At 52.8% G+C, this 24,923-nt stretch carries 29 protein-coding genes; 7 read left to right on the top strand and 22 right to left on the bottom strand.

The window, feature by feature from the left end; all coding sequences use genetic code 11:
* The 6 genes from ACR0JW_RS23155 to ACR0JW_RS23180 all read right to left on the bottom strand — a co-directional run.
* Nucleotides 1-332 (bottom strand): four-carbon acid sugar kinase family protein (locus ACR0JW_RS23155; protein ID WP_480714557.1); only part of this gene is annotated, 332 nt, incomplete at its 3' end.
* Nucleotides 329-1,126, bottom strand: a complete 798-nt coding sequence (locus ACR0JW_RS23160) for an N-acyl homoserine lactonase family protein (RefSeq protein WP_170682712.1) — start codon at nucleotides 1,124-1,126, stop codon at nucleotides 329-331. The genes ACR0JW_RS23160 and ACR0JW_RS23155, both read right to left, overlap by 4 nt.
* Nucleotides 1,123-1,410 carry a putative quinol monooxygenase gene (locus ACR0JW_RS23165; protein ID WP_170682713.1) on the bottom strand — a complete coding sequence of 96 codons (288 nt, stop codon included), beginning with the start codon at nucleotides 1,408-1,410 and terminating at the stop codon, nucleotides 1,123-1,125. The genes ACR0JW_RS23160 and ACR0JW_RS23165 overlap by 4 nt, the downstream gene beginning before the upstream one ends.
* Nucleotides 1,410-2,921 carry a tripartite tricarboxylate transporter permease gene (locus tag ACR0JW_RS23170; protein WP_170682714.1) on the bottom strand — a complete coding sequence of 504 codons (1,512 nt, stop codon included), beginning with the start codon at nucleotides 2,919-2,921 and terminating at the stop codon, nucleotides 1,410-1,412. The genes ACR0JW_RS23165 and ACR0JW_RS23170 overlap by 1 nt, the downstream gene beginning before the upstream one ends.
* Before the next feature lie 4 nt (nucleotides 2,922-2,925).
* Nucleotides 2,926-3,675 (bottom strand): hypothetical protein, encoded by a 750-nt coding sequence (locus tag ACR0JW_RS23175; protein WP_480714558.1) that lies wholly within the window; start codon nucleotides 3,673-3,675, stop codon nucleotides 2,926-2,928.
* 56 nt (nucleotides 3,676-3,731) lie between these two features.
* Nucleotides 3,732-4,739, bottom strand: a complete 1,008-nt coding sequence (locus ACR0JW_RS23180) for a tripartite tricarboxylate transporter substrate binding protein (protein WP_170825414.1) — start codon at nucleotides 4,737-4,739, stop codon at nucleotides 3,732-3,734.
* Between the two features lie 135 nt (nucleotides 4,740-4,874).
* On the opposite strand from ACR0JW_RS23180, the gene ACR0JW_RS23185 reads away from it, so the two are divergent.
* From ACR0JW_RS23185 to ACR0JW_RS23205, 5 genes are all read left to right on the top strand, one after another.
* Nucleotides 4,875-5,963, top strand: a complete 1,089-nt coding sequence (locus tag ACR0JW_RS23185) for an isocitrate/isopropylmalate dehydrogenase family protein (RefSeq protein ID WP_480714559.1) — start codon at nucleotides 4,875-4,877, stop codon at nucleotides 5,961-5,963.
* Entirely contained in the window at nucleotides 5,960-6,991 is a 1,032-nt protein-coding gene (locus tag ACR0JW_RS23190; protein WP_170682717.1) for a Gfo/Idh/MocA family protein, read from the top strand. Before ACR0JW_RS23185 ends, ACR0JW_RS23190 begins: the two co-directional genes overlap by 4 nt.
* Complete coding sequence (locus ACR0JW_RS23195) at nucleotides 6,988-7,665, top strand: GntR family transcriptional regulator (RefSeq protein ID WP_170682718.1); 678 nt, start codon at nucleotides 6,988-6,990, stop codon at nucleotides 7,663-7,665. Before ACR0JW_RS23190 ends, ACR0JW_RS23195 begins: the two co-directional genes overlap by 4 nt.
* 364 nt (nucleotides 7,666-8,029) lie before the next feature.
* On the top strand, nucleotides 8,030-8,980 hold the full coding sequence (locus ACR0JW_RS23200) for an Acg family FMN-binding oxidoreductase (protein ID WP_480714560.1): 951 nt from the start codon (nucleotides 8,030-8,032) through the stop codon (nucleotides 8,978-8,980).
* On the top strand, nucleotides 8,970-9,419 hold the full coding sequence (locus ACR0JW_RS23205) for a MarR family transcriptional regulator (protein ID WP_170682720.1): 450 nt from the start codon (nucleotides 8,970-8,972) through the stop codon (nucleotides 9,417-9,419). Before ACR0JW_RS23200 ends, ACR0JW_RS23205 begins: the two co-directional genes overlap by 11 nt.
* A 39-nt stretch (nucleotides 9,420-9,458) precedes the next feature.
* Here the strand turns inward: ACR0JW_RS23205 and ACR0JW_RS23210 are convergent, their stop codons facing one another.
* The 9 genes from ACR0JW_RS23210 to ACR0JW_RS23250 all read right to left on the bottom strand — a co-directional run bounded on the left by ACR0JW_RS23210 (nucleotide 9,459) and on the right by ACR0JW_RS23250 (nucleotide 15,583).
* Entirely contained in the window at nucleotides 9,459-10,226 is a 768-nt protein-coding gene (locus ACR0JW_RS23210; RefSeq protein WP_480714561.1) for a hypothetical protein, read from the bottom strand.
* Nucleotides 10,227-10,318: 92 nt separating this feature from the next.
* Nucleotides 10,319-11,500, bottom strand: a complete 1,182-nt coding sequence (locus ACR0JW_RS23215) for an adenylate/guanylate cyclase domain-containing protein (protein WP_170682721.1) — start codon at nucleotides 11,498-11,500, stop codon at nucleotides 10,319-10,321.
* Nucleotides 11,501-11,671: 171 nt separating this feature from the next.
* Nucleotides 11,672-12,226: a CIA30 family protein gene (locus ACR0JW_RS23220; protein ID WP_170612284.1), complete on the bottom strand. Its 555-nt coding sequence runs from the start codon at nucleotides 12,224-12,226 to the stop codon at nucleotides 11,672-11,674.
* A gap of 11 nt (nucleotides 12,227-12,237) precedes the next feature.
* Nucleotides 12,238-12,690, bottom strand: a complete 453-nt coding sequence (locus ACR0JW_RS23225; RefSeq protein WP_170612286.1) for a TspO/MBR family protein — start codon at nucleotides 12,688-12,690, stop codon at nucleotides 12,238-12,240.
* A gap of 13 nt (nucleotides 12,691-12,703) precedes the next feature.
* Nucleotides 12,704-13,207 carry an aggregation factor core gene (locus ACR0JW_RS23230; RefSeq protein ID WP_480714562.1) on the bottom strand — a complete coding sequence of 168 codons (504 nt, stop codon included), beginning with the start codon at nucleotides 13,205-13,207 and terminating at the stop codon, nucleotides 12,704-12,706.
* 136 nt (nucleotides 13,208-13,343) lie between these two features.
* A complete protein-coding gene (locus ACR0JW_RS23235; protein WP_170682723.1) occupies nucleotides 13,344-13,727 on the bottom strand; it encodes a nuclear transport factor 2 family protein in 384 nt (127 codons plus the stop codon).
* Nucleotides 13,728-13,871: 144 nt separating this feature from the next.
* Nucleotides 13,872-14,252, bottom strand: a complete 381-nt coding sequence (locus tag ACR0JW_RS23240; RefSeq protein ID WP_170682724.1) for a VOC family protein — start codon at nucleotides 14,250-14,252, stop codon at nucleotides 13,872-13,874.
* On the bottom strand, nucleotides 14,253-15,266 hold the full coding sequence (locus ACR0JW_RS23245) for a zinc-binding alcohol dehydrogenase family protein (protein ID WP_170825412.1): 1,014 nt from the start codon (nucleotides 15,264-15,266) through the stop codon (nucleotides 14,253-14,255).
* Nucleotides 15,267-15,292: 26 nt separating this feature from the next.
* Complete coding sequence (locus ACR0JW_RS23250) at nucleotides 15,293-15,583, bottom strand: putative quinol monooxygenase (protein ID WP_480714563.1); 291 nt, start codon at nucleotides 15,581-15,583, stop codon at nucleotides 15,293-15,295.
* 104 nt (nucleotides 15,584-15,687) lie between these two features.
* Between ACR0JW_RS23250 and ACR0JW_RS23255 the strand changes: the two genes are divergently transcribed.
* Nucleotides 15,688-16,575: a LysR family transcriptional regulator gene (locus ACR0JW_RS23255; RefSeq protein ID WP_480714564.1), complete on the top strand. Its 888-nt coding sequence runs from the start codon at nucleotides 15,688-15,690 to the stop codon at nucleotides 16,573-16,575.
* A gap of 32 nt (nucleotides 16,576-16,607) precedes the next feature.
* Here the strand turns inward: ACR0JW_RS23255 and ACR0JW_RS23260 are convergent, their stop codons facing one another.
* From ACR0JW_RS23260 to ACR0JW_RS23285, 6 genes are all read right to left on the bottom strand, one after another.
* Nucleotides 16,608-17,513 carry a haloalkane dehalogenase gene (locus ACR0JW_RS23260; RefSeq protein ID WP_170682728.1) on the bottom strand — a complete coding sequence of 302 codons (906 nt, stop codon included), beginning with the start codon at nucleotides 17,511-17,513 and terminating at the stop codon, nucleotides 16,608-16,610.
* 86 nt (nucleotides 17,514-17,599) lie between these two features.
* The gene (locus tag ACR0JW_RS23265; protein WP_170682729.1) at nucleotides 17,600-17,743 is read right to left on the bottom strand and encodes a hypothetical protein; all 144 of its coding nucleotides are present in this window, start codon (nucleotides 17,741-17,743) and stop codon (nucleotides 17,600-17,602) included.
* Nucleotides 17,744-17,766: 23 nt separating this feature from the next.
* The gene (locus tag ACR0JW_RS23270; RefSeq protein ID WP_170825411.1) at nucleotides 17,767-19,656 is read right to left on the bottom strand and encodes an SLC13 family permease; all 1,890 of its coding nucleotides are present in this window, start codon (nucleotides 19,654-19,656) and stop codon (nucleotides 17,767-17,769) included.
* A 375-nt stretch (nucleotides 19,657-20,031) separates the two neighbouring features.
* Nucleotides 20,032-21,351, bottom strand: a complete 1,320-nt coding sequence (locus ACR0JW_RS23275; RefSeq protein ID WP_480714565.1) for an ABC1 kinase family protein — start codon at nucleotides 21,349-21,351, stop codon at nucleotides 20,032-20,034.
* Nucleotides 21,352-21,357: 6 nt separating this feature from the next.
* Complete coding sequence (locus tag ACR0JW_RS23280) at nucleotides 21,358-21,831, bottom strand: DUF427 domain-containing protein (RefSeq protein WP_480714566.1); 474 nt, start codon at nucleotides 21,829-21,831, stop codon at nucleotides 21,358-21,360.
* Nucleotides 21,832-22,019: 188 nt separating this feature from the next.
* Nucleotides 22,020-23,138: a pyridoxal phosphate-dependent aminotransferase gene (locus ACR0JW_RS23285; RefSeq protein WP_170825409.1), complete on the bottom strand. Its 1,119-nt coding sequence runs from the start codon at nucleotides 23,136-23,138 to the stop codon at nucleotides 22,020-22,022.
* 41 nt (nucleotides 23,139-23,179) lie between these two features.
* On the opposite strand from ACR0JW_RS23285, the gene ACR0JW_RS23290 reads away from it, so the two are divergent.
* A complete protein-coding gene (locus ACR0JW_RS23290) occupies nucleotides 23,180-23,935 on the top strand; it encodes an N-acyl homoserine lactonase family protein (RefSeq protein WP_170682734.1) in 756 nt (251 codons plus the stop codon).
* A gap of 48 nt (nucleotides 23,936-23,983) precedes the next feature.
* Here the strand turns inward: ACR0JW_RS23290 and ACR0JW_RS23295 are convergent, their stop codons facing one another.
* Nucleotides 23,984-24,712: an SDR family oxidoreductase gene (locus ACR0JW_RS23295; RefSeq protein WP_170389737.1), complete on the bottom strand. Its 729-nt coding sequence runs from the start codon at nucleotides 24,710-24,712 to the stop codon at nucleotides 23,984-23,986.
* Nucleotides 24,713-24,923 lie beyond the last annotated feature (211 nt).

The following is a 24,923-nucleotide window of genomic DNA, read 5'->3' on the forward strand; positions in this document are numbered from 1 at the left end:
CCCAGTTCATTGGCCAACGCTTCCGCAACCGGGCCGATATTTCCCTCCATCGTGGAATCAAAGGTCGAGCAATATTTGAAGATGAACTGCTTGCATCCTTGATCCTTAAGCCACCGCAGAGCACGCAAGCTGTCCGCTACCGCTTCCTCAGTCGGTGCGGTGCGGCTCTTGAGTGAGATCACACCCGCTTCGATCTCTTCGTTGGCTGGGGTCGTCGGAATTCCTGGAAACTGCGCGGTTCTTAATCCACCTTCCGGCTCAACGCCCTTCGCCAAGGTGTTCGCAATATCGCTCGCACCAGTAAAATCGTCTGCAATGACACCGATTTTCACAATTCAATGTCCCTCGTCGGTCCTGGATCCAACCTATGGATATGCGGTGCCGCACCGACGGGAAAAATCTCACGCACAAGTGGATCATGGCCGGGCACGATAAGTCGAGGATGCGAGGCCAACCTCTCCAGGGTCTTGAAACCATCCATCATTTCCTGCAAATCGACGACGATGGGAAAGGCTTTGCGCGCCATGAAATTCTCGTAGTAATGCGAGGCATCAGAGGCGAGCACCATCCACCCGGCTGCCGTTCTTACGCGAACACATTGCAACCCGCGCGAATGCCCACCGATGCAGTGTACCGTAACCCCATCTGCAATCTCGCCTTCTCCGTCGTAGAATATGACCTGGCCTGAATAGAGACGCTTTACGACCTCGCAGACATGGTCAGCCGTGAAAGGCGCACGCAGGTGATCATGGCACATGCAGGGACCTGTAGCGAAGGCCATTTCCGCCGACTGCATATGCAACTTCGCGTTGGGGAACATATGCAGTCCCCCTGCGTGGTCATAATGAAGATGGGTCACGATGACTTCGGTCACCGCTTCCGGCGCAATGCCCAGGGGCAGCAAAGCCTCGCGAGGGTCCATCGCAATGGGACGACCACGGGCAGCGGCCTCATCGGAGTCGTAGCCAGTATCGACCAGAATGACTTTGTTGCCGCATTTTAGCACCCAAACGAAATAATCCATCGCATGAGGCGCGTTGTGATTATCATCGATGATGAAACTATCAGCTCGTGTCCGGGCGTTGCGATCCGCGTATTTCACGGCATGGATTTCCCAATCGTTCATCGGATGACCTCGGAATACTGGTGAACTACCTTGGTGGCGATCATATCAGCCACTGCCGTATCGAAGGACTGAAAATGCGCACTTTCTAGGTGGCCAGAAAACGCCGCGCTGTCATCATAAACCTCATAGAGAAAAACCGTCTCGGGATCGTCGCCGAGGCAAACGTCAAACTGCTGGCACCCGGGTTCTTCACGCAAAGAGGTCGAAGCGTTTTCGACCATCAGCGGTAAAAAGGTGTCCTGCGTTCCAGGCTTGAGAGTGAAGGTGACAGTAACCACAAACATCAGACAGAAAGTCCTTTCAGGCGTGAGAATGCGCGCTTCGCAACGGGCAGTTGGCTGAGGATCAGACCAAAGTTGAGCAGCAGTAGAATGGCCGCACCGGGTCTTGAAAAGAAGACCGAAAGGTCCCCATCCGACAGAAACAAGGACCGGCGGAAGGTTTCATCAAACAGACTGCCCAGAATAACTCCGATAACCAGCGGGGCGATTGGGTACTTCAGCAGGTTCATGAAATAGGCAACGGCGCCGACGCCAAGCATCAGATAAAGATCACTGATGCCACCACCGACGCTGAAAGACCCGATTGTTGTCAGAACCATCACGACCGGCAGGAATATGGTCTGCGGGATGGCGAGTATTTTGATAAAGACACGAGCGGTGAAAAGCCCCATCAGGAACATCGTTAGCGACGCCAGCACGAGTATTGCGACCACGCGCAGAATGATCTCGGGATCAATCGTCGGGCCCGGGATCACGTTGTTGATCTTGAAAGCCCCCATCAATGCGGCCGCAGGTGGTGAACCGGGAATGCCCAACACCAAAAGCGGGATCAGCGCGCCGCCAATACAGGCGTTATTTGCAGTCTCAGAGCACAGCAGACCTTCCAAAGAGCCTTTTCCAAACTTGTCGCCTTCGGCAGATACGGTCTTCCCGACACCGTAACTGACCCAACCGGCGACATCTTCGCCAACTCCGGGAAGTGCTCCTACCCCTGTCCCAATCACTCCTGACCGGCCGATGGTTGGTAGGTAGCGTCGAATAGATTGAAGGTTAGGAAGAATACGGCCTTTCAGGGCAAGAACTTTCCCGGCTTCAACGTGCCGCAAACCGTCGATGATTTGCGGGATGGCAAATGCCCCCATCAAAACTGGAACGACTTGAAACCCGCTCATCAGGTAAGACCAGCCGAAAGTATAGCGCGGTTCAGACAACAATGGGTCGAGCCCTACCATGGACATCGCAAGCCCGATCAGACCGGCGATCCATCCCTTAATCACCAGGTCTTCGCTCATCAAAGTGCCGGAAAGCAGAATGCCGAAAAGGGCAAGAAGTGCTTTCTCCGGGCTTGCGATGTTCTTTGAAACCAATAGCAACGCCCAGACAAAAATCAAAAGCGTGATGGTCCCGATAACTGTGCCAATGAAACTGGCCGTCGTGGTTAGCCCAAGTGCTTCGCCCCCTCGACCCGCTTTCGCTAAGGGGTAGCCATCCATGGCCGTCGCCGCGCTGGCTGCTGTGCCCGGTATGTTCAACAGGATTGAGGGGTAAGAGCCGCCGTAAATCGCGCCGACATAGGCCCCGAGCAAGGCAATGAGCGAATAGTCCAATGGAATCTTGTTGCCAAAGAAACCTGTCAGGATCGTCACAGCCAGCGTTGCCGTTAGGCCGGGCAATGCGCCGAACGTGATGCCTAGGAACACGGATGCGATCAAGTATAGATAGGTCAGCGGGTCCACTGCCAGACCAACGAAGGCAGTTCCAAATCCAGCCAGTTGCGAAAGGATAAAGTCCATCCGGTCAGTCTTTCCATAACGGACGAAGCGTCACGTAGTAGTGGTATTCGATTTGCTTGAAGATCAGCCCGCCGCGCGCAGGTACGTTTTGGCGGAAGACGAAGGCCATCGCACAAACGAGGATGAGCGGGGCAAGTACTGCCACCAATGGAACGAACCGCAAAACCCGTTCGGTAGTCGCTTTGACCGGCACCAACAGCGTCAATGCGACCCACAGGATCAGCGTGAACCAATCATCGCCGTGCGCATTCCAATCCACCTGTGCCGGAAAGCCGATGAAGGCAAACAGCCCCGCAGCAACTACTGCAATGCACGCCACCAAAGCACGCCGCGCATGCCCCCCGTAGTAGCCGTAAGTCAAAGCTGTAATCAGCAACCCAGAACACAGAATGAAGTCCACTCTGGGGACCAGCCCCACGACATATGCAAGAAGGATCAGGCCGATTGTTGAAGCTCGAAAGGCTTCCGACTTATCCCATCCGATACCCAAAGCGCTAAGCGCGTTTTGGGCTCCACCTGAGCGGATCGAAATAGCTAGCAAGACGAAGGACAACACAAGCAATCCACCGAAGATAAACAGCGGTACAATTGCAGCCGAGTTGTACCAATTCGATCCACTCACACCTGCGCGGTTTTCACCCCAAAGTGGAATTTCCGACGTCTTCCAAAGAAATAAAACGGCCACGGTAATAAGAACTATCGCTGCCCAAAAGTCGCGGGTCCGCATGACCAGTGTTTCGTCGATTTTGTCCATGCCTGCCTCCTACAGGAAAGGGCACGGTCAAACGCGCCCTTTCAAAATTGATCGGATTAGGGCTTCTCGATACCCAGCGAGGCCGGATCGACCGTGGCAGCGCCCAGATCTTGCAAGGTATAGGCAAAAGTAGCCTCGAGGTTCGCAAACAGCTCTTGCGCTTCTTCGCCGTGTTGACCACCGACATCATAATTGTTTGCTGCGGCCCATTCGGCGACGGTTTCGGACGCAATCGCTTGCTCGAAGGCATCACCAAGCGCGGCCTTTACGTCGTCCCCGGCTGAACTGTGAACTGCAAACCCAATGGCCTGTTTGAGCGGCAAATACTGATCGAGACCGTCGTAAATGCCAAAGGCAGAAGGCACCGTTGCCCCTGCAATCTGCGCATCTTCGGGCGTCAGCATCGCGAGCGGCTTCAACTGACCGCCTTCGATCAGCGCAGCTTGTTCAGCCAGCGAAGTCACAACCAACGCAACCTCACCTGCTATCGCCGCTTCCTGCCCGGGCGCTGAGCCTTTGTATGGAACAAACTTGAACTCTGCACCGGACCCTTTCTCGATGGCGAGAAGATTCAAGTGGTGGATCGAACCCGCGCCGGACGCGGCAGCAGGAATTGTGCCAGGGGCGAATTTGGCAGCATCAACCAATTCTTCCAGAGTATTGTAAGGGCTGTCCGCCGGAACCGAGATCAGATCAGGTGAACCACCGACAATAAACGGATACCAAAAGTCAAATTTCTTGTCCCAACCGCCCTGCACAGCAGCGGTGACGTTCGACTCAGACAGACCAACCAGCGTATAGCCATCGTCTGGTTGATTCATGACGTAGACCATACCGTTAGAGCCTGCGACACCACCTGTTTGATTGATCACATTGATCGAGACCGGAAGGTGTTTTTCCATCTCGGCCATGATCATTCGGTTGATCGTATCCGTGCCACCTCCGGCCCCCCAGACCACAGCTGTAGTGATATCACGATAGGGATAATCCTGCGCAACAGCTGCCCCTGCAATGCCGGTCGCCATCACGGCTGCGGCCGCCAACCGCCCTAGCTTTAGTTTCATTTCCAAGTCCTCCCAAACATCTTTGCGTTTATTATTGCATTTATTTGCGTATACATTAAAGAATGCGTTGTCAACGGACTGTAGTGAAAGCTGCTATCGCGCTATGAATGCGAAACGGGAAGGAAGCGGGCTAAGATGAAGAAAAGTTATGATGTGGCAGTGTTCCACGGGGACGGAATCGGCCCTGAAATTATGGCCCCTACGCTTGAAATTCTACACCAGCTCTCAGGCGAAAACCCCAGCTACGAATTGGCGTTTTCGGACGCGCCGGCAGGCGCCTCCCACTACGCAGAAACTGGAGAATCGTTTCCAGCGGGATCACTTGAAACGGCTCGCAACGCCGACGCAATTCTGTTGTCTGCAATGGGTTTGCCGGATGTTCGCTACCCGGACGGAACTGAGATTTCACCGCAGATTGATCTGCGAAAGCAACTGGGACTTTTCGCTGGTGTACGTCCAGTAAGGGTAAGCAGCGGACAAATGACCCCCTTGGCGCTGCCTCCCGGAAAAGAGATCGACTTTGTCTTGATACGCGAAAGCACAGAAGGACTGTTCTTCACTCAAGGCGCTGGAGAAGTTACCGAACACGAAGCACGTGAAACTCTGCTGATCACTCGTGAGGTGTCCGAAAAACTGTTCCGTTTCGCGTTTGAACTCGCCCAGAACCGCAAAAGAACCGCGCGCGGTCAGGGTCGAGTTACATGTGTCGACAAAGCCAATGTATTCCGCGCCTTTGCATTCTTCAGATCGATATTTGATGCAGAAGCCGCCCACCATCCCGATTTGCAGGCAGACCATGCTTATGTTGATGCCACCGCACTGTGGATGGTCCAAAAACCTTGGGAGTTCGATGTCTTGGTGACCGAGAACATGTTCGGAGACATCCTCTCCGACCTTGGTGCAGGTCTTATGGGCGGTCTTGGACTGGCTCCATCAGCGGATATCGGGTTGAATCACGCTGTATTCCAACCCTGCCATGGTTCCGCTCCAGACATTGCAGGACAGGGTATTGCCAACCCTTTTGCGATGATCCTGTCCGCAGCAATGATGCTTGAATGGTTGGGTTTGACCCATGATCACCCAGGCCTGTCCAATGACGGCGAACGATTGCGTGAAGCCGTGGAAAAGGTGACTGCGAACGGAAAGAACCTAACGCGTGACCTAGGTGGCTCCGCCGGAACGCAGGATGCAGCCGCGTCGGTATTGGAAGCATTGTGGGCATGAACACTCGCCAAACCATCAGAGTCGCGTGTGTGGGTGCGGGGTATTTCAGCAGGTTCCACTACGAAAGCTGGTCCCGAATGCCCGGAGCGGTTCCGGTTGCATCCTGCAACCGTGATATCAACAAGGCGAAGGAAACAGGACTCGCCGCTTACGATGATCTGTCAAAAATGCTGGAGGTGGAAAAACCAGATCTCGTGGACATCATCCTTCCACCTGTGGCGCAGGCCGACGCTATCCGAACGGCACTGCGTTCAGGAATAAAATGGCTGATCTGCCAAAAACCTTTCTGCATGTCATTGGATGAAGCTAAGAAGATCGTCTCCGAAGCTGACGCAGTAGGCGCAACCATTGTCGTGCATGAGAATTTTCGCTTTCAGCCCTGGTATCGTGCGATCAAGGTAGCGATGACCGAGCGTCGAATTGGAACACCTCTACAGGCGACTTTCCGGCTTCGGCCCGGCGACGGACAGGGACCGCACGCCTACCTTGACCGGCAACCATACTTTCAGGACATGCCACGTTTCCTGGTGCATGAAACAGCGGTTCACTGGGTAGACACATTCCGATTTTTGTTCGATGCGCCCAGCGCAGTTTATGCGGACTTGCGCCAAGTTAACCCCGTTATCGCGGGAGAGGATGCGGGTTTCATCCTGTTTGATCACCCCAACGGTTTGAAAGCTCTGTTCGATGGCAACAGATGCCTTGACCACAGTGCCGAAAACCTACGTCAGACCATGGGCGAGGCTCTCATCGAAGGAACCGAAGGATCACTGGTTCTTAACGGCGACGGTTCAGTTGACCTCCGCGCTTTTGGAAAACAGGAGCGACAGCAGATTTTACCTCCGAGCGATCATGATGGGTTTGGAGGAGACTGCGTACACGCCTTGCAAAGTCACGTCGTTTCAGGCCTTGTAAAGGGCACGCCGCTGGAAAACACGGCTCGAGACTATTTGGACGTGATCCGCATCGAAGAGAACATCTATCTCTCGGCTGCGGAGGGACGAAAGATCAACCTGGAGACACTGTGAAGGATCAGGACGCAAAAACTCTTTCCAATACGCAACGCGCTGTTAGGGATTTGCGAAAGATGATCCTGTCCGGCGAACTTGCAGCCGGAACTGACCATCTGGAATCGGAACTCGCCGAGACCCTTGGCATGTCCCGCACCCCGATACGGGAAGCTGCACTGATGTTGGAAAGTAAGGGGTTGCTAGAAATGCGGCCCCGAAAGGGCGTGCGGATACTGCCTGTTTCATCAGATGATATGCGTGAAATTTACGACATACTAACGGAACTCGAGAGTCTCGCAGCACAGCGGGCTGCCGAAGCGGACTATTCAGATGATGAACTGGCGGTACTTGCTGGCTCAATTGCAAAGATGGACCAAGCCATCGAAGCCGAAGACCTTGTAGCCTGGGCCGAGGCCGACGAGTTGTTTCATCAGGAGCTCGTTCGGTTGGGCGGCAACAAACGGGTCGAAGCGATTGTTGCCATGATGAGCGACCAGGTGCGCCGCGCGCGCGCAACGACGTTGTTCATCAGGCCCCTGCCCGTCAAATCCAATGAAGATCACCGAGTCGTTTTCCAAGCGATTAGTGAAGGTCGACCGGATGTCGCCCGTGAACGCCATCGAGCACACAGGCTGCAAGCACAGACTATGCTTTGCGGGATACTCGAAAAACATCGGCTCAACAGCCTCTGACCTTCTCGTATCCGGACGTCAATCAATCAAAATAGCTGCCTATTTTCGGCACTAAAGGTGCTCCCAATACCTACCTAACACGGCAGTCCATCGTTAAGTCCGGCAGTTCTGACTTACTTTTTTCAGGTCACTCAACCAATCACTGCATCGACGGGGTTGCAATAGTACGATTTCGGATTAATTTAGTACGATATCGTACTATTGGAGAGTCAAGATGCCAAATCGAAGACGTTTTCTTAAGATTCTAGGCGGAGGCACAATACTGGCGGCAACCGGTGCGGTTGCGTTTCTCGCTACACGCACGCCGCATGACGCGCTGGCTCCGTGGACGCCAAAACCGTATGACGACCCACGCAAAGCCGCTTTGTCCTATGCAATTCTCGCCCCAAACCCACACAATTTGCAGCCTTGGCTGGTCGAGTTGGTTGGACGAGACAAGGTGCGCATCCACCGTGATCCTGATCGCGAGCTTCCGGAAACCGATCCTTACCACCGCCAGCTCTATATTGGTCTCGGCGCATTTGTTGAGACTATGATCCTGGCGGCAGGTGCACAGGGATTTGATACCGAGGTCAAGTTACTGCCCGATGGGGATGATGGACCTATCGCTGAAGCAGTGTTTGTTCCTGGTGGAGCACCCGACCCAATCTCAGATCAAATCCTCAACCGGCATTCAAACAAAGAACCGTATACTGAACAGCGGCTGTCCGAGACGGAAGTGTCGGTCCTTGAAAACTACGCCACCCTGATTACCGATGAAGATTTGGTGACCCGTATTCAAGATCTTACGAAACGCGCTTTCGAAATCGAAATGCGAACACCGCAGACCTTGAAAGAATCCGTGGACCTCATGCGGATAGGGAAAGCAGAAATCAACGCCAACCCGGACGGGATTGAGTTACGCGATCCGTTTCTGGAAACGCTGCGACTTACTGGCCTTTTGGACAACGAGACCCTGATGAACGTTGACCACCCAGGCACTCAGTCACACATGCGAGGCTACTTCGCCATGCTAGACGCGACGCCGCAATACGCAGTCCTCACGACGGCTACAAACACGCGAAGCGATCAACTCGATGCCGGACGTCAATTGATGCGTTTTTACCTGAAGACAACCGAAATGGGCCTGAGCGTTCATCCGGTCAGTCAGGCCCTTCAGGAATATCCTGAGATGGCAGATGAATACACTCTCGCGCATGAGCTTCTTGCGTCACCAGGCCACACGGTGCAAATGTTGCTGCGTTTGGGGTATGGGCCTGAACCAATTGCCACGCCCCGCTGGCCGCTGGAGACACGAATTCTGAATGAAGCCTGAAGATGAGACCAACGAAGTCTACCGGTTCTTCACCGAGGTCGGGATCATCAACCAGCTGATCTCGACCAAGCTTGAAGCGTTCTTACCTGGCAGAATGACCGCTACCCAATTTGGCATATTGGGACACCTGGTCCGGCGCCCCGAGGGGGAAACGCCACTACAGCTGTCGAACGCTTTTCAAGTGCCCAAGACGTCGATGACGCACATGCTCGCGAGCCTCGAAAACCATGCCCTGATTACCCTTGAAACCAACCCCAATGACAAGCGTTCGAAAATAGCCCGGTCCACGCCGCAAGGTGCGGAGTTTCTGAAAGCTTGTACGAAGCGGATGTCGGAATCCCTGGCTCCAGTTTTGTCTGAACTCAGGTCAGATCCATTTCGCAATTCGCTGCCGAATCTGACGCTCATACGCGAAGCTTTGGACAGCGAACGGGACTAGGCAAAAAACCGGTTTTAGCCAGAATACAAAGCCAAATTCTTAGAACATCATGCAATCCGCGCCCGGCGGCGGCGGCGGTGATCCTTCTGGCAAGGTGGGCGTGTAGTCAAATGTCACAATCTTCGCGCCGCCATCGAATGCAACGAGCAGTTGGTTGGATCCCGGCCTAATGGCGATGCCTTCTGGGTCGGTTCCGAACTCCAACAAGCTTTGCTGGGCGAGAAGCTGGCCATCAGCCGTGAACTCATACAGGCTGTTTGACCCTTCCCAGTCATCAACAATCAGCATGTGACCGGTACGCGGGTCAATCGCGATGCCTTGTGCCTCGCTTAAAGGGGGAGAGAGCTTCATGGTATCCAACCTCGCCGTCAAAGCACCCTCTGAAGTGAACCAGGACAACCGTTCCGGGTCATCTTCTACGGTCACGATCTGCCCTTGGGCATTGATCGCGATGCCTTCGGTATCCGCGAACCCACCTTCCAATTCGAAAGGCGCTCCCAGGCGTGATCCATCCTTGGTGACACGTTGAAGACGGCCGAGACCGTCGCCCAGCAACAAGTGATCCCCTTCAACAGCAATTGCTTTGATCCGAAAGAGATCGCTGGATATTCGGCGCAACTCGTCCCCTTGCAATGTAACGAGAATTGCTTCGGGCCCCTCGTTGGCAATCCACAAGCCACAAAACGTTGGATCGTAGTCAAGGCTTGCAGGTTGGTTGAGCTCGTAGCGCCCAGTTTCGCGCAGCTGCAATGCCACGACTGGATTGGACACGGTGCAGAGCAACAAGGCGATGGTCCTTGCAAACACTCGGAATGCTCCTAAAAACTGCATTAGAAAGGTGGATCGGTGTCGCGAAGAGTCAATGCAAAGAACGCATGAACTCCTAAAAGCTAATCGCATCACTTAGCCTGATCAGAGAGACTGAGGACACGAAAAATCTGCACGGGATTACCGATGCCCTTCATCTTTCTTTCTCCCAGTTCTTCTGTCTCTACATACTCTTCTATGTCCAAAAGCGCACGTTGGTTCAAAAGGATCTGCCCGTCGATGGCAAAATCGCAAAGCCTCGATGCAGTGATCACCACACCGCCGATAGCGGTGTAGTCGGCACGACCATGAAACCCGATAAGCCCTAGGGTCGCGTAACCGCTGCTGATTCCGATACCCAGACCCATTGCATGCCCAAGCTTTTGCCAAGGTGCTCGAATTTCTTCAAAAGCTTCGCTTATTGCTTTAGCCAATCGTACAGCTTGCAGAACGGGTTGATCGCAGGGAACCGGATCATTGAAAAAGACCATTAATCCGTCTCCGGCTCGGTATCCGATTGTTCCCTTGTGTAGTGCAACTAGTTGACCAACCTCGTCGTGGAATTGCTGGAGAAGAGTAATGGCTTCTTCCGGCTCAATCGCCTCAGAAACGGCGGTGAAATTCCGGATGTCGCAGAATAGGCAAGAGATGTATTGACGATGGGTCTTAAGAAGCTCGTCAGAGTTTTCTTCTACGACAAGCTCCGCCACCTGAGGAGCAAGGAATTGTTTAAGTCGCCCTAGCCTGTCAATCTCGCCTTCCTGGCGCTTCACCTTCTCTGTCAGCCTTTCGTTCAAAGCCTCTATTTCACGCGTCTGGTTACGAACCGTGTGGTTTAACGCGTCGAGAATGAAGTTTTGGTTTAGCAAAGCCGCAATCACCAAAAGCACATAGGCGAGCGCTTCTACGCGTTCGTCATAGCCAAAATACAGTGTGATAATCAGTATAGCGGCAGCAATTCCACCAAGGACGAGTGGAAGCTCTTTGGCATGCCGTTTCCGGTCTCTCCACAAGAAACTGACCGCCAACAAAGCAAACACCCACATGAGCACGGCTTGCGCATGTGGATTTATTGAAAGCGCTTCATAGCCAACCAAATAAGTCAACAGAATTCCAGAATAGCATGTGGCCAAAGAGGCAAGTGCAGCCAAAACTGCTCCGATCCCTATTGGCATCGAAATTCTGAATTCCTCCGTTGCCACGCCGATACCATCGGCTACAGCACGCGACGAATGTTCCGCGGCGGAGTCACTTCTGTTCTCGGGATCAGACATGGTCCTCGTTTGCGCTTGGCCGCTGCCAGAGTACGTTTGAAATGATGTTGCGTCAAAACCGCCAGCCCCTAATTGGACGGTCGAGGTTTTTTGCGAAATCATCACCCTCAGACAAGACAACCTCAAGTTTCACATTGGCTGGCAACAGAGGTAAAATTAGGAACCTGACCTTCAGTAGAAACCAATCTCGCTTACATCTACGCGGGCCTCGTGATCGCGCCCGAAGGCTACAACTCCAACTGAAGTGATTGCGTCTGCAACGGGAATAGCGCGTAACATGGCACCTGATGCCTTGAAGCCTGACAGAGGTAAAGAGACTTCGGTCCATTCGTCAGAAGTTGCGAACTCGGCCTGATAGTATTGCCACGGAAGCACCGTGCCACGTGTTCTGAGGTGAACAAAGTACAGCTCGCCGTTCCCCCGTACCAACAGCCTGACGCCTGATACACTTGCATCTGGCCTGTCAGTCAACTTGCGTCGGAACTGGATGAAGCCGCCGTTGTTTTCTGTACTGACGGTTCCGGTCAACCGTGCGAATGCAACATCACCTTCCGAACTAAACTGCACCTGACCTGAAGAAACTCCTCCCATGACGGTGTCGGCAACGAAGTCCCAACGCTTCTCCGGAGACTTAGAGAAGTCTTCGGCAAGATTTCCATCAGCCTGTGCCATTGTAAATCCGATGATAACAAGACCTGAAACGAGCCCAGCGAAGTTTCCACGCATATCGTTCTTTCTCAGTTCAGTATTGCAATAGAAAGGTTCAAGACAGTGGCAAATGCGACCCATGCAAAGTACGGCAGGAAGGCTAGTGCAGAAATCCGATCCGAATTCCTGACCTTAACGATGAACACAACGATGACAGCCAACAACGCGACAATGACCAAAAAGGCAAACCACGGCAGTTGCAGTACGAAAAAGGTCGGGGACCACAAAAAGTTCAGACCCATCTGTGCCCACCACAGCTTCATGGCGGTCGAGCTTCGGTCTGTTTCAAACTGGCGCCAACCCGCCATAGCGATCAAGACATAAAGCACCGTCCAAACCGGCCCAAAAATCCAATTTGGTGGATTGAAAGCCGGTTTAGAAAGCTGTGCATACCAATCGCCGGGTGCAGTCAGTGTCCCGATCAGGATGCCGCCTCCCACCATCAGCGCAAGGAATGCTATGCGGATCAACCAATTCGACATTGTTGGATAGCTTTCAGCAGTCCTTGGTCGTCACGTTCACAAGTGCTTCGGAAGAGAAGGTCGCAGAATTAGTCTCATCCGCATCGGTATATGACACCGTGGCGCCTGCGATCTCCGACCCTGTTACGGTGATTTCGCGTTGCCCGATAGTGTCATCGACATCGATGGTAAAGGCGAGATTGTCCCCGGCTGCGAGGGAGGCGATCTCAAGCTCAATTGTATCTTGCCCATCCACGACCGCTGGAATTTGACGCAGAGCATCCGCACCCTCAACGAATTCGAGAGGTTGGAATACCTCCACGCCCGCACCCTTTTCGGTAACGTCGAAAATCAGACGCCCGGCAGATTGCGACAAGTCAATTTTGACGGTCGAGGCTTCTACTTCGCAAGCTCCGACATTTTTCAAAACAAAACGGTCTTTGGGTGCGCCTTCTATAAAGCGAATTTGTACACCAGCCTGAAGCGAAGTAGCTGCAAATAATCCAAGGGTCGCCGCAAGAATACTCTTCGGGAGCATATTTTTCTCCTTCCTTATTGGTTCTTGATAGATACGCTTCGGCGGATTTCTTGGATCAGACTTATGCCCTTTGACTATGGTGGTTTAGCCGACAGGGCCTTTCGAAGTTCCATGCAACGCTGTCAAAACGGTTAAGTCAAAACATGCCGTTTTCATTCTTGCTGTTTGCCGGAACCTCCTGAAGAACGTCCCAGTGCTCGACAACCTTCCCATCGACATCCAGGCGAAAAATATCGATCCCTGCGTACTCGAGACCATCGGGCCAGATTTGATGGCAATGCAGAATAACGTGATCGCCTTCAGCAAACGCACGTTTGATGTCCACACGCTTTCCCGGGTATTCGGCGGCCATGCGCTCGAAGTACTCGACAAAGGCTTGCTTGCCGTCGCCAACATGCGGGTTGTGCTGCGTATAAGTATCACCAACAAAGGTTGCTATGGCCTCGGCAGGTCGACACTCGTTGAACATCATTTCGTAGAAAGCGATGACGTTTTTCTTGTTTGTTCCAAGGTCCGGCATGCTGATCTCCAAATCGACGTTTGTACCGCCCAAAAATGTTGGTCCGCGTAATTCTTGGAAGCAACCTGGCAAAGATCTCGACCACTAACTGGCAAGAAGCTACGCGCTTGATTTTGCGTTCCGACTATTTCGAGGGTTAGCCACTTACTCGATTTCTTCGAAGTCTATATGAATATGATTTCCATCAGGATCGGCCACATGGATTTGGACCATTCGGGCGCCCGGGACGTCAGTTTTGCGGTACTTGATCTGACTCGAGCTCAGTTTTTCTTCGAATGCGCTCAAACCCGTGGCTGAGAGCGCAAAATGCTCGAGCTTGAGCTTCACTTCGGAGCCGACATTTGGCGTTCCTTCGTGCCCCACAAGGTGAACCACCGCGCGATCACCCGCATACAACCATGCTCCGGGAAACGGAAAATCAGGGCGGGCCCCAAGTTCCAAACCCAGGACCTCTTCATACCAAGTAACCATCTCAGGCAACTTAGTCGTCACGATATTCACATGATCCAGCCGCTCAATTCTCATCTAAAAACCCTCAAGCACGAGCTTTCCTTTGGCCTTGCCGCTTTCAAGGATAGCATGCGCTTTCTTTAAGTTTGTAGCATTGATCCTACCAAGTGTATCGGTCGCTGTGGATCTGATCTTTCCGTCATCTATCAACCCGGCGAGCTGATTCAGGATTTCGCTTTGACGGTTCATATCTCCAGTCCCAAAAAGCGACCGAGTGTACATGAACTCCCAATGCAATGAGATCGATTTGGGTTTAAACGGCGCGATGTCGAAGGTTTCAGGATCATCAATCAACCCAAAGCGACCTTGAGGTGTCATCACCTCTCCAGCTTGGGAAGCATAAAGCTGGGAATGGTTTGTCGAATAAATGAAATCCACGCTGTCTATGCCGAGAGCCTCGAGTTGTAAGCCAAAAGGTTCCGCATGATTGATGACATGGTGTGCGCCAAGCTCTCGAACCCAGTCTTGTGTCTCGGGTCGGGACGCAGTTGCAATCACCGTCAAGTCAGTGAGAGCCCGCGCCAATTGAATGGTAACTGACCCGACACCACCTGCGCCACCAATAACCAGCAACGTCTTGGTTCCGCCGGAAACGGCATTTTGGACTCGCAAGCGGTCGAACAGCATCTCAAAGGCAGTAAGCGTCGTGAGCGGCATCGCCGCAGCCGCTTTCGCCGGTATGGATTTTGGCGCTGCTCCGACAATACGTTCATCCACCAGATGAAACTCGGCATTGGTTCCCGGTCGGTTGATCGCCCCGTCATACCAGACTGCATCTCCCGGACTGAAAGTCTCAACCGTTTCGCCAACTGCTTCGACGATCCCTACTGCGTCCCACCCCAATATTTCAGGTGACGGGCCTTCAGGAGCACGTCTTTGCCGAACCTTCGTATCGACCGGGTTTACTGACACCGCCTGCACCTTCACCAACAAGTCGTGCCCCTTCGGCGTCGGTTTGTCGGCCTCAAAGTCGATTAAGGCGTCCGCCCGATCAATAGGCCCTGTCTCATTGTATCCAACGGCTTTCATAACGTGCTCCTTTGTCCGGTTCTGTATCAACCGATGACTGTCATTTCATTCAGCGTGAATTCTGCAACGGCGCCCTCTGTTGCTTCCAGGTAAGCCGCAAGGTGCTGAGCACCCATGTGGGTTTGCCAAAGCTCCCGGCTTTCCCAATTTTCGTAGAACACGAAATGAGCCGGGTTGTCGTTGTCCTGGTGCAGGTCGCAGTTAATGCAACCCTCTTCGGCACGGGTTATGTCGATGAGCTTGATCAGCTCACCCTTTACGAGGTCGATCTTATCGGGATTGGCTTTGATGTTGGCGACGATTGTCAGCTTGGCCATTGGATTAGGTTCCTTGTGTTCATGAGCGATGTGCCAGATTTACTCCGCCGTTTTTTTGGGATAAACAGGACTTTTTCGAACATATAATCCGGAAAATCCGTTTAATGCTGCTAGACAATCTTCGCTTGTTTCTGACGATAGCCGAGAAAGGCAGTCTTGTGGCCGCAGCGCGAGAGACTGGGATGTCGAGCACGACAGTATCCGAGCGACTCGCGGCTCTGGAGGCACACTACGGAGTGGTTTTGCTCAACCGCACCACTCGTTCTATTAGCCTGACCGAAGAAGGCCGTACACTAGCTGACGGAGCAAGAAGCGTACTCAGTGAGGTTGCGGATTTGGACACACTTGTTCGGCACGGCGCCGAAACTTTGTCTGGCCCAATTCGCATAAGCGCGCCTATCGATTTGGGGCGGAGCTTTGTTTCCGAGGTTATTGCCGAATTCACCGAAGATAACCCTGCCGTCTCAATAGAACTGTCTCTTTCAGACGGCTACGTCGACCTTGTAGGCCAGGGTTTTGACCTTGCCGTTCGCTTCGGCAACATCACAGACAGCTCGCTCAGATTACGAAATCTAGGAAGCTACCAACGTTTCGTATGTGCGTCCCCAAGTTACCTAGCCTTATTCGGAACGCCTGAAAAACCAGAAGATCTTTTAAACCACAACTGCTTGGTCATGAGGTTTGGAGACATAATCGACAACGTTTGGGAGTTTGGATCAGGACCAAATGCCCGGCGCGTATCGGTAAAGGGAAATCGAATAGTCAATGATGGTTCACTCATCCGCGATTGGGCAATTGCAGGCCATGGGGTCGTCTTGAAGTCAGAGCTGGATATAGGCGACGATGTTCGATCTGGCAGGCTTGTTTCTGTCTTGCGCGAATTCCTCCCACCGCCGAAACCCTTGCAAATGATGTTTCCGCCTAGCCGAGCCCAACCACGTCGCATAACGGCCTTGGCTGAGCATTTGCGTCGCAAATTTGGTGTGAGTTGAGGCCGCAGGGGAAGACACTAGTCTGACAGCCGTTATGTTTGCTCAATGAATTTCAAAGTCGCGTTTGCTAGCTCTGCCCCAGCATCTTCTTGAATGAAATGCCCCGCTTTAGGCAAAACGGTATGATTTTGACCAACTGCGCCAGGGATCGACTTTTGGAACAGTTTGTCTACCCCCGCCATGACCCTGTCGTCTTCTCCAAAAACAGTCAGAAACGGGGTGTTGAGGGTCTTGAGGGTTTCCCATGCGGCCCGGTTGGCTTCTGAAGCTGGATTGTCAGGCGAGTCGGGCACCAACACTGGAAACTCTCGAGCGCCTGCCAGATAGCGCGCATCCGGGAATGGTGCGTTGTAGGCTGCGACCTCTTCTTCTGAAATTTTAGATGTCGTTCCGCCGAATACGATGCGTCCCGAATTAAATTCAGGTACGGATTGTGAGTATTCCCGCCATGAAAGAAATGCCTCACCCAAGGGCACGTCACCGGTGGGCAAGGCCGTGTTCGCCACAACAACACGAGAGAAACGCTCGGGCATACTCGCGACCAGCCGCAAGCCTATTAAACCGCCCCAGTCCTGGCAAACCAATGTGATGCCCGTTAGGTCAACTTTACGCAACCACTCGGACATCCAGTCTACATGGCGTTGGTAGGTGTAATCGAACCGCTCGGTTGGCTTGTCCGACCGTCCAAACCCAATCAAATCAGGAGCCAGAACTCGATGGCCCGCATCTTTGAATAACGGAATCATGTGCCGATACAGGAAGCACCAAGTTGGCTCTCCATGCATCAACAATACGGGCGGTGCCTGTTCCGGTCCCTCGTCCAAATAGTGCATTCGGAGACGACCGCCTTCGGTATCATCCACATCAAGATAATTCGGGCCGAATGCGAAATCTGGCAACCCGTCAAACCGATGGTCAGGTGTTCGAAGGAACTTCATTGTGAACTCTCCAAAATGCCGACGGTATTGGCCAAGCAACAGTGATCGATAAAACAAAGACGGTCCAGTACCAGCGTATGTCGACGTCAGGTTTGCATTTGTTCGCCGCCCTTCTTCTCTTTCTCGCAGCGAAAGTCCATTTGTATAGATCTCGGATTTTCTGCTCCAACAAAAGGATTGGCCTCCAAGACCTCATCTTGCCAGTTCTTCTGAGCTGAAGCAGAGTTCATTGTGCGGGTCGCCTAGAAGCGGCTCAGAAGAAAAGCGCAAGTCCGGTCATTGAAACAACCAAGAAAAGGAGAGTCATGATTCCGCCCGAGCGAACGAAATCGACCACCCGATAGCCTGCTGGGCCCATGATCAACGCATTCACCTGATGTGTTGGGATCAAAAATGAGTTGGACGTTGAAATTGCCACGGTGAGAGCAAATACGGCCGGGTTACCACCCGCCGATACGGCAATAGAAACCGCCAGCGGCACCAGCAGAACAGTTGCACCTACGTTGGACATGACCAGCGTGAACGCCGTTGCCAAAACGGCGATCCCTGCTTGCAAAGACCAGATCGGCCACCCCTTCAGAAGGGCCAACACATGCGCGGCAATCCAATCCGCAGTGCCAGTGTTCTGAACTGCTTGGCCCAACGGGATCAGCGAAGCCAGTAGAAAGACTGTGCTCCAACTTATCGACTCGTAGGCTTCGTCAATCGAGAGCACCCGGCTCAACACCATCCCAATAGCGCCGATCAACAGGCATAATGACAATCGCAGATCAGAAAACAGAATTAAGCTCAACGCTATTAGGAAGAAAGCAAGCGCCCATCCGACCTTGTGTGGGCGTAACTCTTCTTGGGGAAAGTCCGAAGTTACGACGACAAAATCCCTGTCTGACTTCAGTCGTGTCAGGCGGTCCCATTGCACGTGCACGACACACGTATCACCCGCCTGCAAAGGGACTTGCCCGATGTGCGTGGCTGAATGATCTTCGGTTTCTACATGGCTCAGTGTTTCTTCGCCGCGCTGAATGGCCAACAGAGACAAACCATGTGTCTGACGGAGACGCAAATCAATCGGAGTTTGCCCGACCACCGAAGATCCGGGGGGAATGACAATCTCTGCAACCCCTGATTGGGTCGCGGCGAAGTCATCCGCAAAGACATCCAGCTGTGGCAAAATCTCCAGCCCGTATGGCTCAGTGAACTGTTGCTGAACGACCCGACGCAGACCAAGCACTGCAAGCCGTGCTGGCGCTTCGATTACGGTATCAGCCATCGGCGCGATGACCTTGTGGCCGCGATAGGATGTACCAAGAATGTAAATATTATGGGCGACCATGACATCCGCGAGCGTTTGTCCAATCAAGATCGAGCCTTCTGGAACACGAACCTCGAACATATCGGCCCTAAGCCCATAGGTGTTTTCTACATAGGTCTGCATGGACCGAGCTGAGCTTGCGTCTTCTCCACGCTCTCGCTGCGCTGGAAGAACCCAACGACCAAAGAGCACAAAGTAAAGCACCCCTGTCAGCACCAGCATCACTCCGATAGGCGTGACTGAAAACAACCCAAATGTCTCCATTTGTTGGTCAGCTGGAAGGGATGAGTTTGCCGAAACAATCAGGTCATTCAACAGGATGAGGGGCGACGACCCGACCAATGTGATCGTACCACCCAGAATCGCGCAAAACCCCATGGGCATCAGCAACCTGCTCATCGGTATTTCTGTACGCGCTGAGATGCGGCTCACAACAGGCAGGAAAAGCGCGGCAGCTCCTACGTTCTGCATGAAAGAGCTGATGACACCAACCGTTGTTGAAATTATGGGGATTATCCGGGCCTCTGTCGTGCCACCATTCTTGAGGATCAAGGCCGCGACCTTTGACATAAGTCCGGTCTTATCAAGCCCAGCCCCAATTACCATCACTGCGATAATGGACATTACAGCGTTGGAGGAGAAACCTTCAAAGAGCTTAGAAATATCGGCGAGATTACCTAGCCCTGGTAGATAGCTCAGTGCGCCAAGCAGTACCATTACAAGAATTGCTGCAACATCGATCCGTATAATCTCGGTAACAAAAAGTAAGACCGTAAAAGACAATAGACTCAGTACGGCTATCATTTCGTGCGTCAGTGTTGGTAATTCCATATCGTACTCCCAACCTGACGTTACCTGACTAGCAGCAAATACGAAGGACCAGCTCTGCGCAGCAAATAAGGCCAAAGTCCATCAGGCCGGCTCACGCGGCTTGTTTTCTCGGACGTGATATCTGCTGAAACCTGGATTTCGCCAACGCAAAGAGACGCTGGTGACAAACTCCCAAGCCTCTCTTAACCATCGCAATGCAAAATGAACTTTCACTATTTCTCGAGTACAAACACTTACATATTCCGTATCGTCATTATTCATATGGACTCGGCGCAGACCTTCGCTGCACTTACTGCTAGCAACAGCTTTGCGGGCTATGCTCCCCTAGGCGCGAGTATATGCTGGTCATTCCTGTCTGTCGTCGGAAGTTTTGGGTTAGTTGACGTACTTTGCAAGAAGTGTCTTCACAGGCAACGAGGCATTCAATCGAGTGGCCAATAAGAACATCCCTCCAATCTTTCGCTGAAGGTAAAGAACATCCATTGGAAGCTGGGGTGGGAAATACCCGGCCTCAGCCAAAGACATGCCTTCTTTGTTCAAGTGGTTGGAGAGCGCTCGGTCGGAGAAATCAAATTCATCCGCAGATAGGATTGCGTCAAAAACGCTGCGGATCATTCCGAGGATGCGGTCGTCAAATGGGCCATCACCTTCAATAAGCTTCAGTTGTATGGCAGCCTTTCGAAGCGCCGCGCCGTCTTCAAGCAAACCGGCGCGCAACAGATCCACGTATCCATCTATTGCAGATGGTTGCAGTGCGCGTGCCGCGCCAAAATCCAAGAGACCGATTTTTCCATTGGATGGGTTGTATCGGTAATTGGCAAAGTTTGGATCGCTCTGCATCATACCGAACTCAAAAACCTCGCGCAGCGTGAGATTGACCAAGGCCTCTAAGACTCGATTGCGTTCCTCGCTTGTCTCATCACTCACGGCCTCGATAGGGCGACCTTCCAGAAAGGACATCGTCAGAACTTCTGGCGTGCTCCAATCTGGATAGAACTCTGGGATTTTAAACGCTTCATCGCCCTGCAATAGGTCAGCAAAACAGCGCAGGTATTGCCCCTCGCGTTCATAGTCCGTTTCTTCATGTAATTGACTGCGCGCCTCTTGGATATACGGAGCCAGATCAAAGCTTTGGGGAAGCAGACCTGACATGCGAACCAGAGTGGCAACGTTGGCTATGTCGCTGTCGATACTGCGCGCGATACCGGGATATTGCACTTTGATCGCCACATCGCGCCCGTCTTTCAAGGTTGCACGATGTACTTGCCCTATACTAGCCGCCGCAATGGGCCTTACATTGAAGGTGTGAAAGGCCTTTAGCCAGTCCTGGCCCCAGTTTCGGTTCAAGACGTCACGCAGTTGTTTGGGGGGCATGAAATGCGCCTGATCTCGCAAACGCGCCATGATGTCAGCCAGTTCAGGCGGCAAGACCTCACCTGCATCCATTGAAATCAACTGACCCACCTTCATCGCGGCGCCTCGCATGCGAGCGAGTTGATCCGCGACTCGTGTCACGTTGCCGGGTGTCATCAACAAACCACGCATATCGGGTAGCGCGCCGCGACCGATCTCTCTTAGGGCGCGTGCTGCCATGCTCCCCGCAATGCCTGCCGTCATGCTGCTTAAACCGGCAACACGGACCAAACGGCTTGTAGGAACTGCCAAAGGGGTTGGTGAGGATTTAGGGTCGGTCATCAATACTCACCAAAATTCCGTGCCCGGAGCGCCTTTTATGCGACCCTTCAAGTTTTCGGTGACCCAACCTCCATAGAAATCCCCGGGTTGCGGGATCACCCGGTACTCACCAACAAAACAGGCGTCCATAAGTCCGGCGTAAAAGGCGAGATAGCCCTTAATCCGTTCAAATCTGATGGTTGGTGCAGCATAACTCCACGCAGCTTTCTTAGCCGCAGCTGCCCCGCTCTGAACGTCCCAGTAGCTCGCAACACCCTTCCACTCGCAGAATGATCTACCCGAGGCCTTTGTCAGAACGGCATCAATGTCTTGCGGCGGAATATAATACGTGGGGGCGTGGTGGGTTTCGAGAACCTGAAACGCATGATCGGTTTCCACGATTGTTTGACCGCCGAGCTCGATCCGCACTCGATGAGGCACTGCCCGCAGCGCAGGTGGTCGCGGATAGTCTTGGATGTTTTCAGTTGTCCAACCTGTCATTTCGAACCTTGGTTATGAATCAGTTGTTCCATCTTCGAACTAGCGCCCCGACAGCGTTATTCTAGCGATAGAGCTTTCAGCGTATGGCAGGTGAACTTGCACCAAAATTGGGCTTAGTGTCAGCTTGGGACGGGCAACGTTATTTGACCGACTTTGCAGCCCGAACCGTCGAAATGAGTGTCCTAAATCTACCAGTTTGCCAATAGTTCGCCCATGCGCTCTAGGCCAAGGTCGAGGTTGGCAGCAGCACCTCCCCCCACACCCAGTCGGATGTGGTTCTGCATCCCATAAGACGAACCCGGTAGTAGAAATGTCCGATAGGGATCGGCGAGCAAGCGTTTGGCGAACACGTCGCCATCAATCCCATCGAGCCGTGCCAAACCAATTAATCCGGCCTGAGGTTTGACCCAATCGAGGTTGGGCTGATCGGCAACAAACCTATCCAGGCGTTCCAGCGTTTTCATCCCAGCTGCCCGTGCAGTTTTCAAAGCCTGATTATATCGGTCAGACCTCAAGGCGATTTCGGCGATGACTTCGCCAAGAATATTCATAATTTCGCTCGAGTTTTCCCGCAGAATAATAGCGTCCCAAATGAGATCTGAATCACGGCATATCATCCAGCCGGTGCGTAGCCCCTGGAGCCCCAGTGCCTTGGAAACGCTGCCCGTCGTGATACCCCTTGGATACAAACCAGCAATCGAAGGGGCACGGGACCCGTCCCACTCCAATCCCGCGTAAACCTCGTCAACAACCAGCCATGCGCCTACGCGATCTGCGATTTGGACAAGCCTTTCCAGCTCTGCTTGTGTCATCAACTGCCCGGTGGGGTTATTGGGGTTGGTCATAAAGATGAGCCGCGTGCGCGCTGTTACTGCGGCCTCAACTTTGTCGAGCGGCAATACCCAACCAGCCCTCTCTTCGCGGTCGACAAGTTTTAGCGTCGCGCCAACTGCCTCTGCCAATACGCCCGCTTGTGGCCAGCCCGGGCGTTCCGTTACGACTTCGTCGCCCGGTTGGACCAATTGCATGAATGCAAGATAATTGGCTTCCGCGGCGCCGGCGGTGATCAGAACGTCGTCTGGCTTGCAAACATCAGACAAGCCAGCGCGGTCCAAAACATGCCGTCGTAAAGCAGGCAGACCCCGAAAGCTCTTTTGGTTCCAATCCAACGGCAGCGCTGGATCCAGCGCATCCATGAACTCACCCAAACGCGGCGACTCGGACAAGGAAAACCCAACGAAAGCTTCTGGATCCGCTTCCGTGGTATCCAGTAGGTATTGAAAAAGTGTGTGTATCTTGACTTTCATGCTCTACTCAAAATCTTTGTAGTCAATCAGGGAGAGAGTCTGTGCAAGCAGAGGGATTTGTCAAAGGGCGACCGATTGACCTTGTGGTTTTGGACTACGGGCTGTTCAAGGTCCATTCCACTGGCCGCATCATAGGTATCTGCGGGTTTCTGATCCGAACAGATTTGGGAGAAGCAATACTCATCGACACTGGATTTCCTGAAAAATACGCCATTGATACCGACGCCGCGGTCATAGAAGATCGATTGTTCGAGTTTGGCGAGGTTCTGAAGTGCGAACCAGATAATCTGCCACGCGCACAGCTGGCAAAACTCGGGCTTATTCCGTCAGACATTACATTACAGATTTGTACGCACTCCCATATCGACCATATCGGTGCATTGGGCGACTTTCCAAACAGTCCCATTCTCATCTCCTCTGCCGAGCGAACCTTACCTCGCCCCTTGTATTGGGGCGATATGCGGCCGATGGAATGGCCCGAGCAGGATTACCTGGTTATTGATGACGACGTAGAGATTGGGCCAGGTATCTTCGTTTTGATGGCACCCGGTCATGCGCCTGGCCAGATCGCGGTAATGGTCGATCTTCCGTCGGGGGCGATTTTATTGACTAGTGATGCGATTTCCCGACCAGCAGAAATCGACGAGAAGTTTGCCGGGTCTTGGGACGAAGATGCAGCAATTGCCAGCGCAGACAGGTTGATGCGTCTGGCATCCGAGCGAGATGCCTTTGTAATCTATGGGCATTGTCCAAAGCAGTGGGCTGTTCTGAAGAAAGCACCAGAAGTCTACAGCTGATCCCACCCCTTGGACCATTTTTCCGGAAAGTGATGTCGCACCAAAGAATTATCTGACGTCGCGCCCTTGGTTCAGAATAATCACATTCCCACTGGAAACATCCCCTGCCGGTGAAATGAGAAAACCAACCCAAGAGGCGATTTGCTCAGGTAGCATCGCATGACCATGTGGCATGGCACTAACGGCTTTCTTCAAGACTTCCTCGGTCAAGACATTGAACAACGGTGTCTCAGTCATGGCAGGTGCCAGAGAATTTACACAGATTTTATCCTTTGCGTATCGACGGGCGAGGTCTTTTGTTAGAGTATCCATCGCTGCTTTTGACGCGCGGTAGTGCGGAGGGTCGAACACATCGAAATTGTAAGCACCGTTCGATGAGATATTTACAATCTTTTTGATGCCTTCGCGTTCTAACATCAATTGGACCGCTTGCTGGCAACAATGGAATGCAGAATTAAAGTTGATTGCCATCTGCTTTTCGAGTTCCTCGGGCGGAATGTGCGGGAAGTCAGACATAAAGCAGGTGCCAGCGTTGTTTACCAAAGCATCCAGACCGCCATGGGCTGTCCTAATGCGCTCAAACGTTTGAGCCACGGCCAAAGGATCAGTTAAGTCAACGTAAATAGGTGTGAAGTCCGAACTAAATTCTGATGCCAGTTCGTTCAGACGCTCTTCTTTGAGGTCCAGACCAATCACATGCAACCCGTTTGTCTGCAATTGGCGGCAGATGGCCTGCCCCATCCCTCCCGCGGCGCCGGTCACAACAGCTGTTTTCATAGTCACTCCTCTGACCTCGGCCTCGCATGAAGCACAATAGAGTATAGTATGAACCAGGCATCCCTTTTACATGAAATTGGCACGGTTCAATTGGGCTTGAAATCATCGCTCGTCCTCTTTGGGCTCAGTGTGGTCATTCGCAGCTGTCTGCTAGGTAACTGCTCTGCGAAAATTTCCAACATTGGACTTTCGATAATCGCTGATGCAGCGT

The sequence above is a fragment of the Ruegeria sp. BG6 genome (assembly GCF_056538465.1).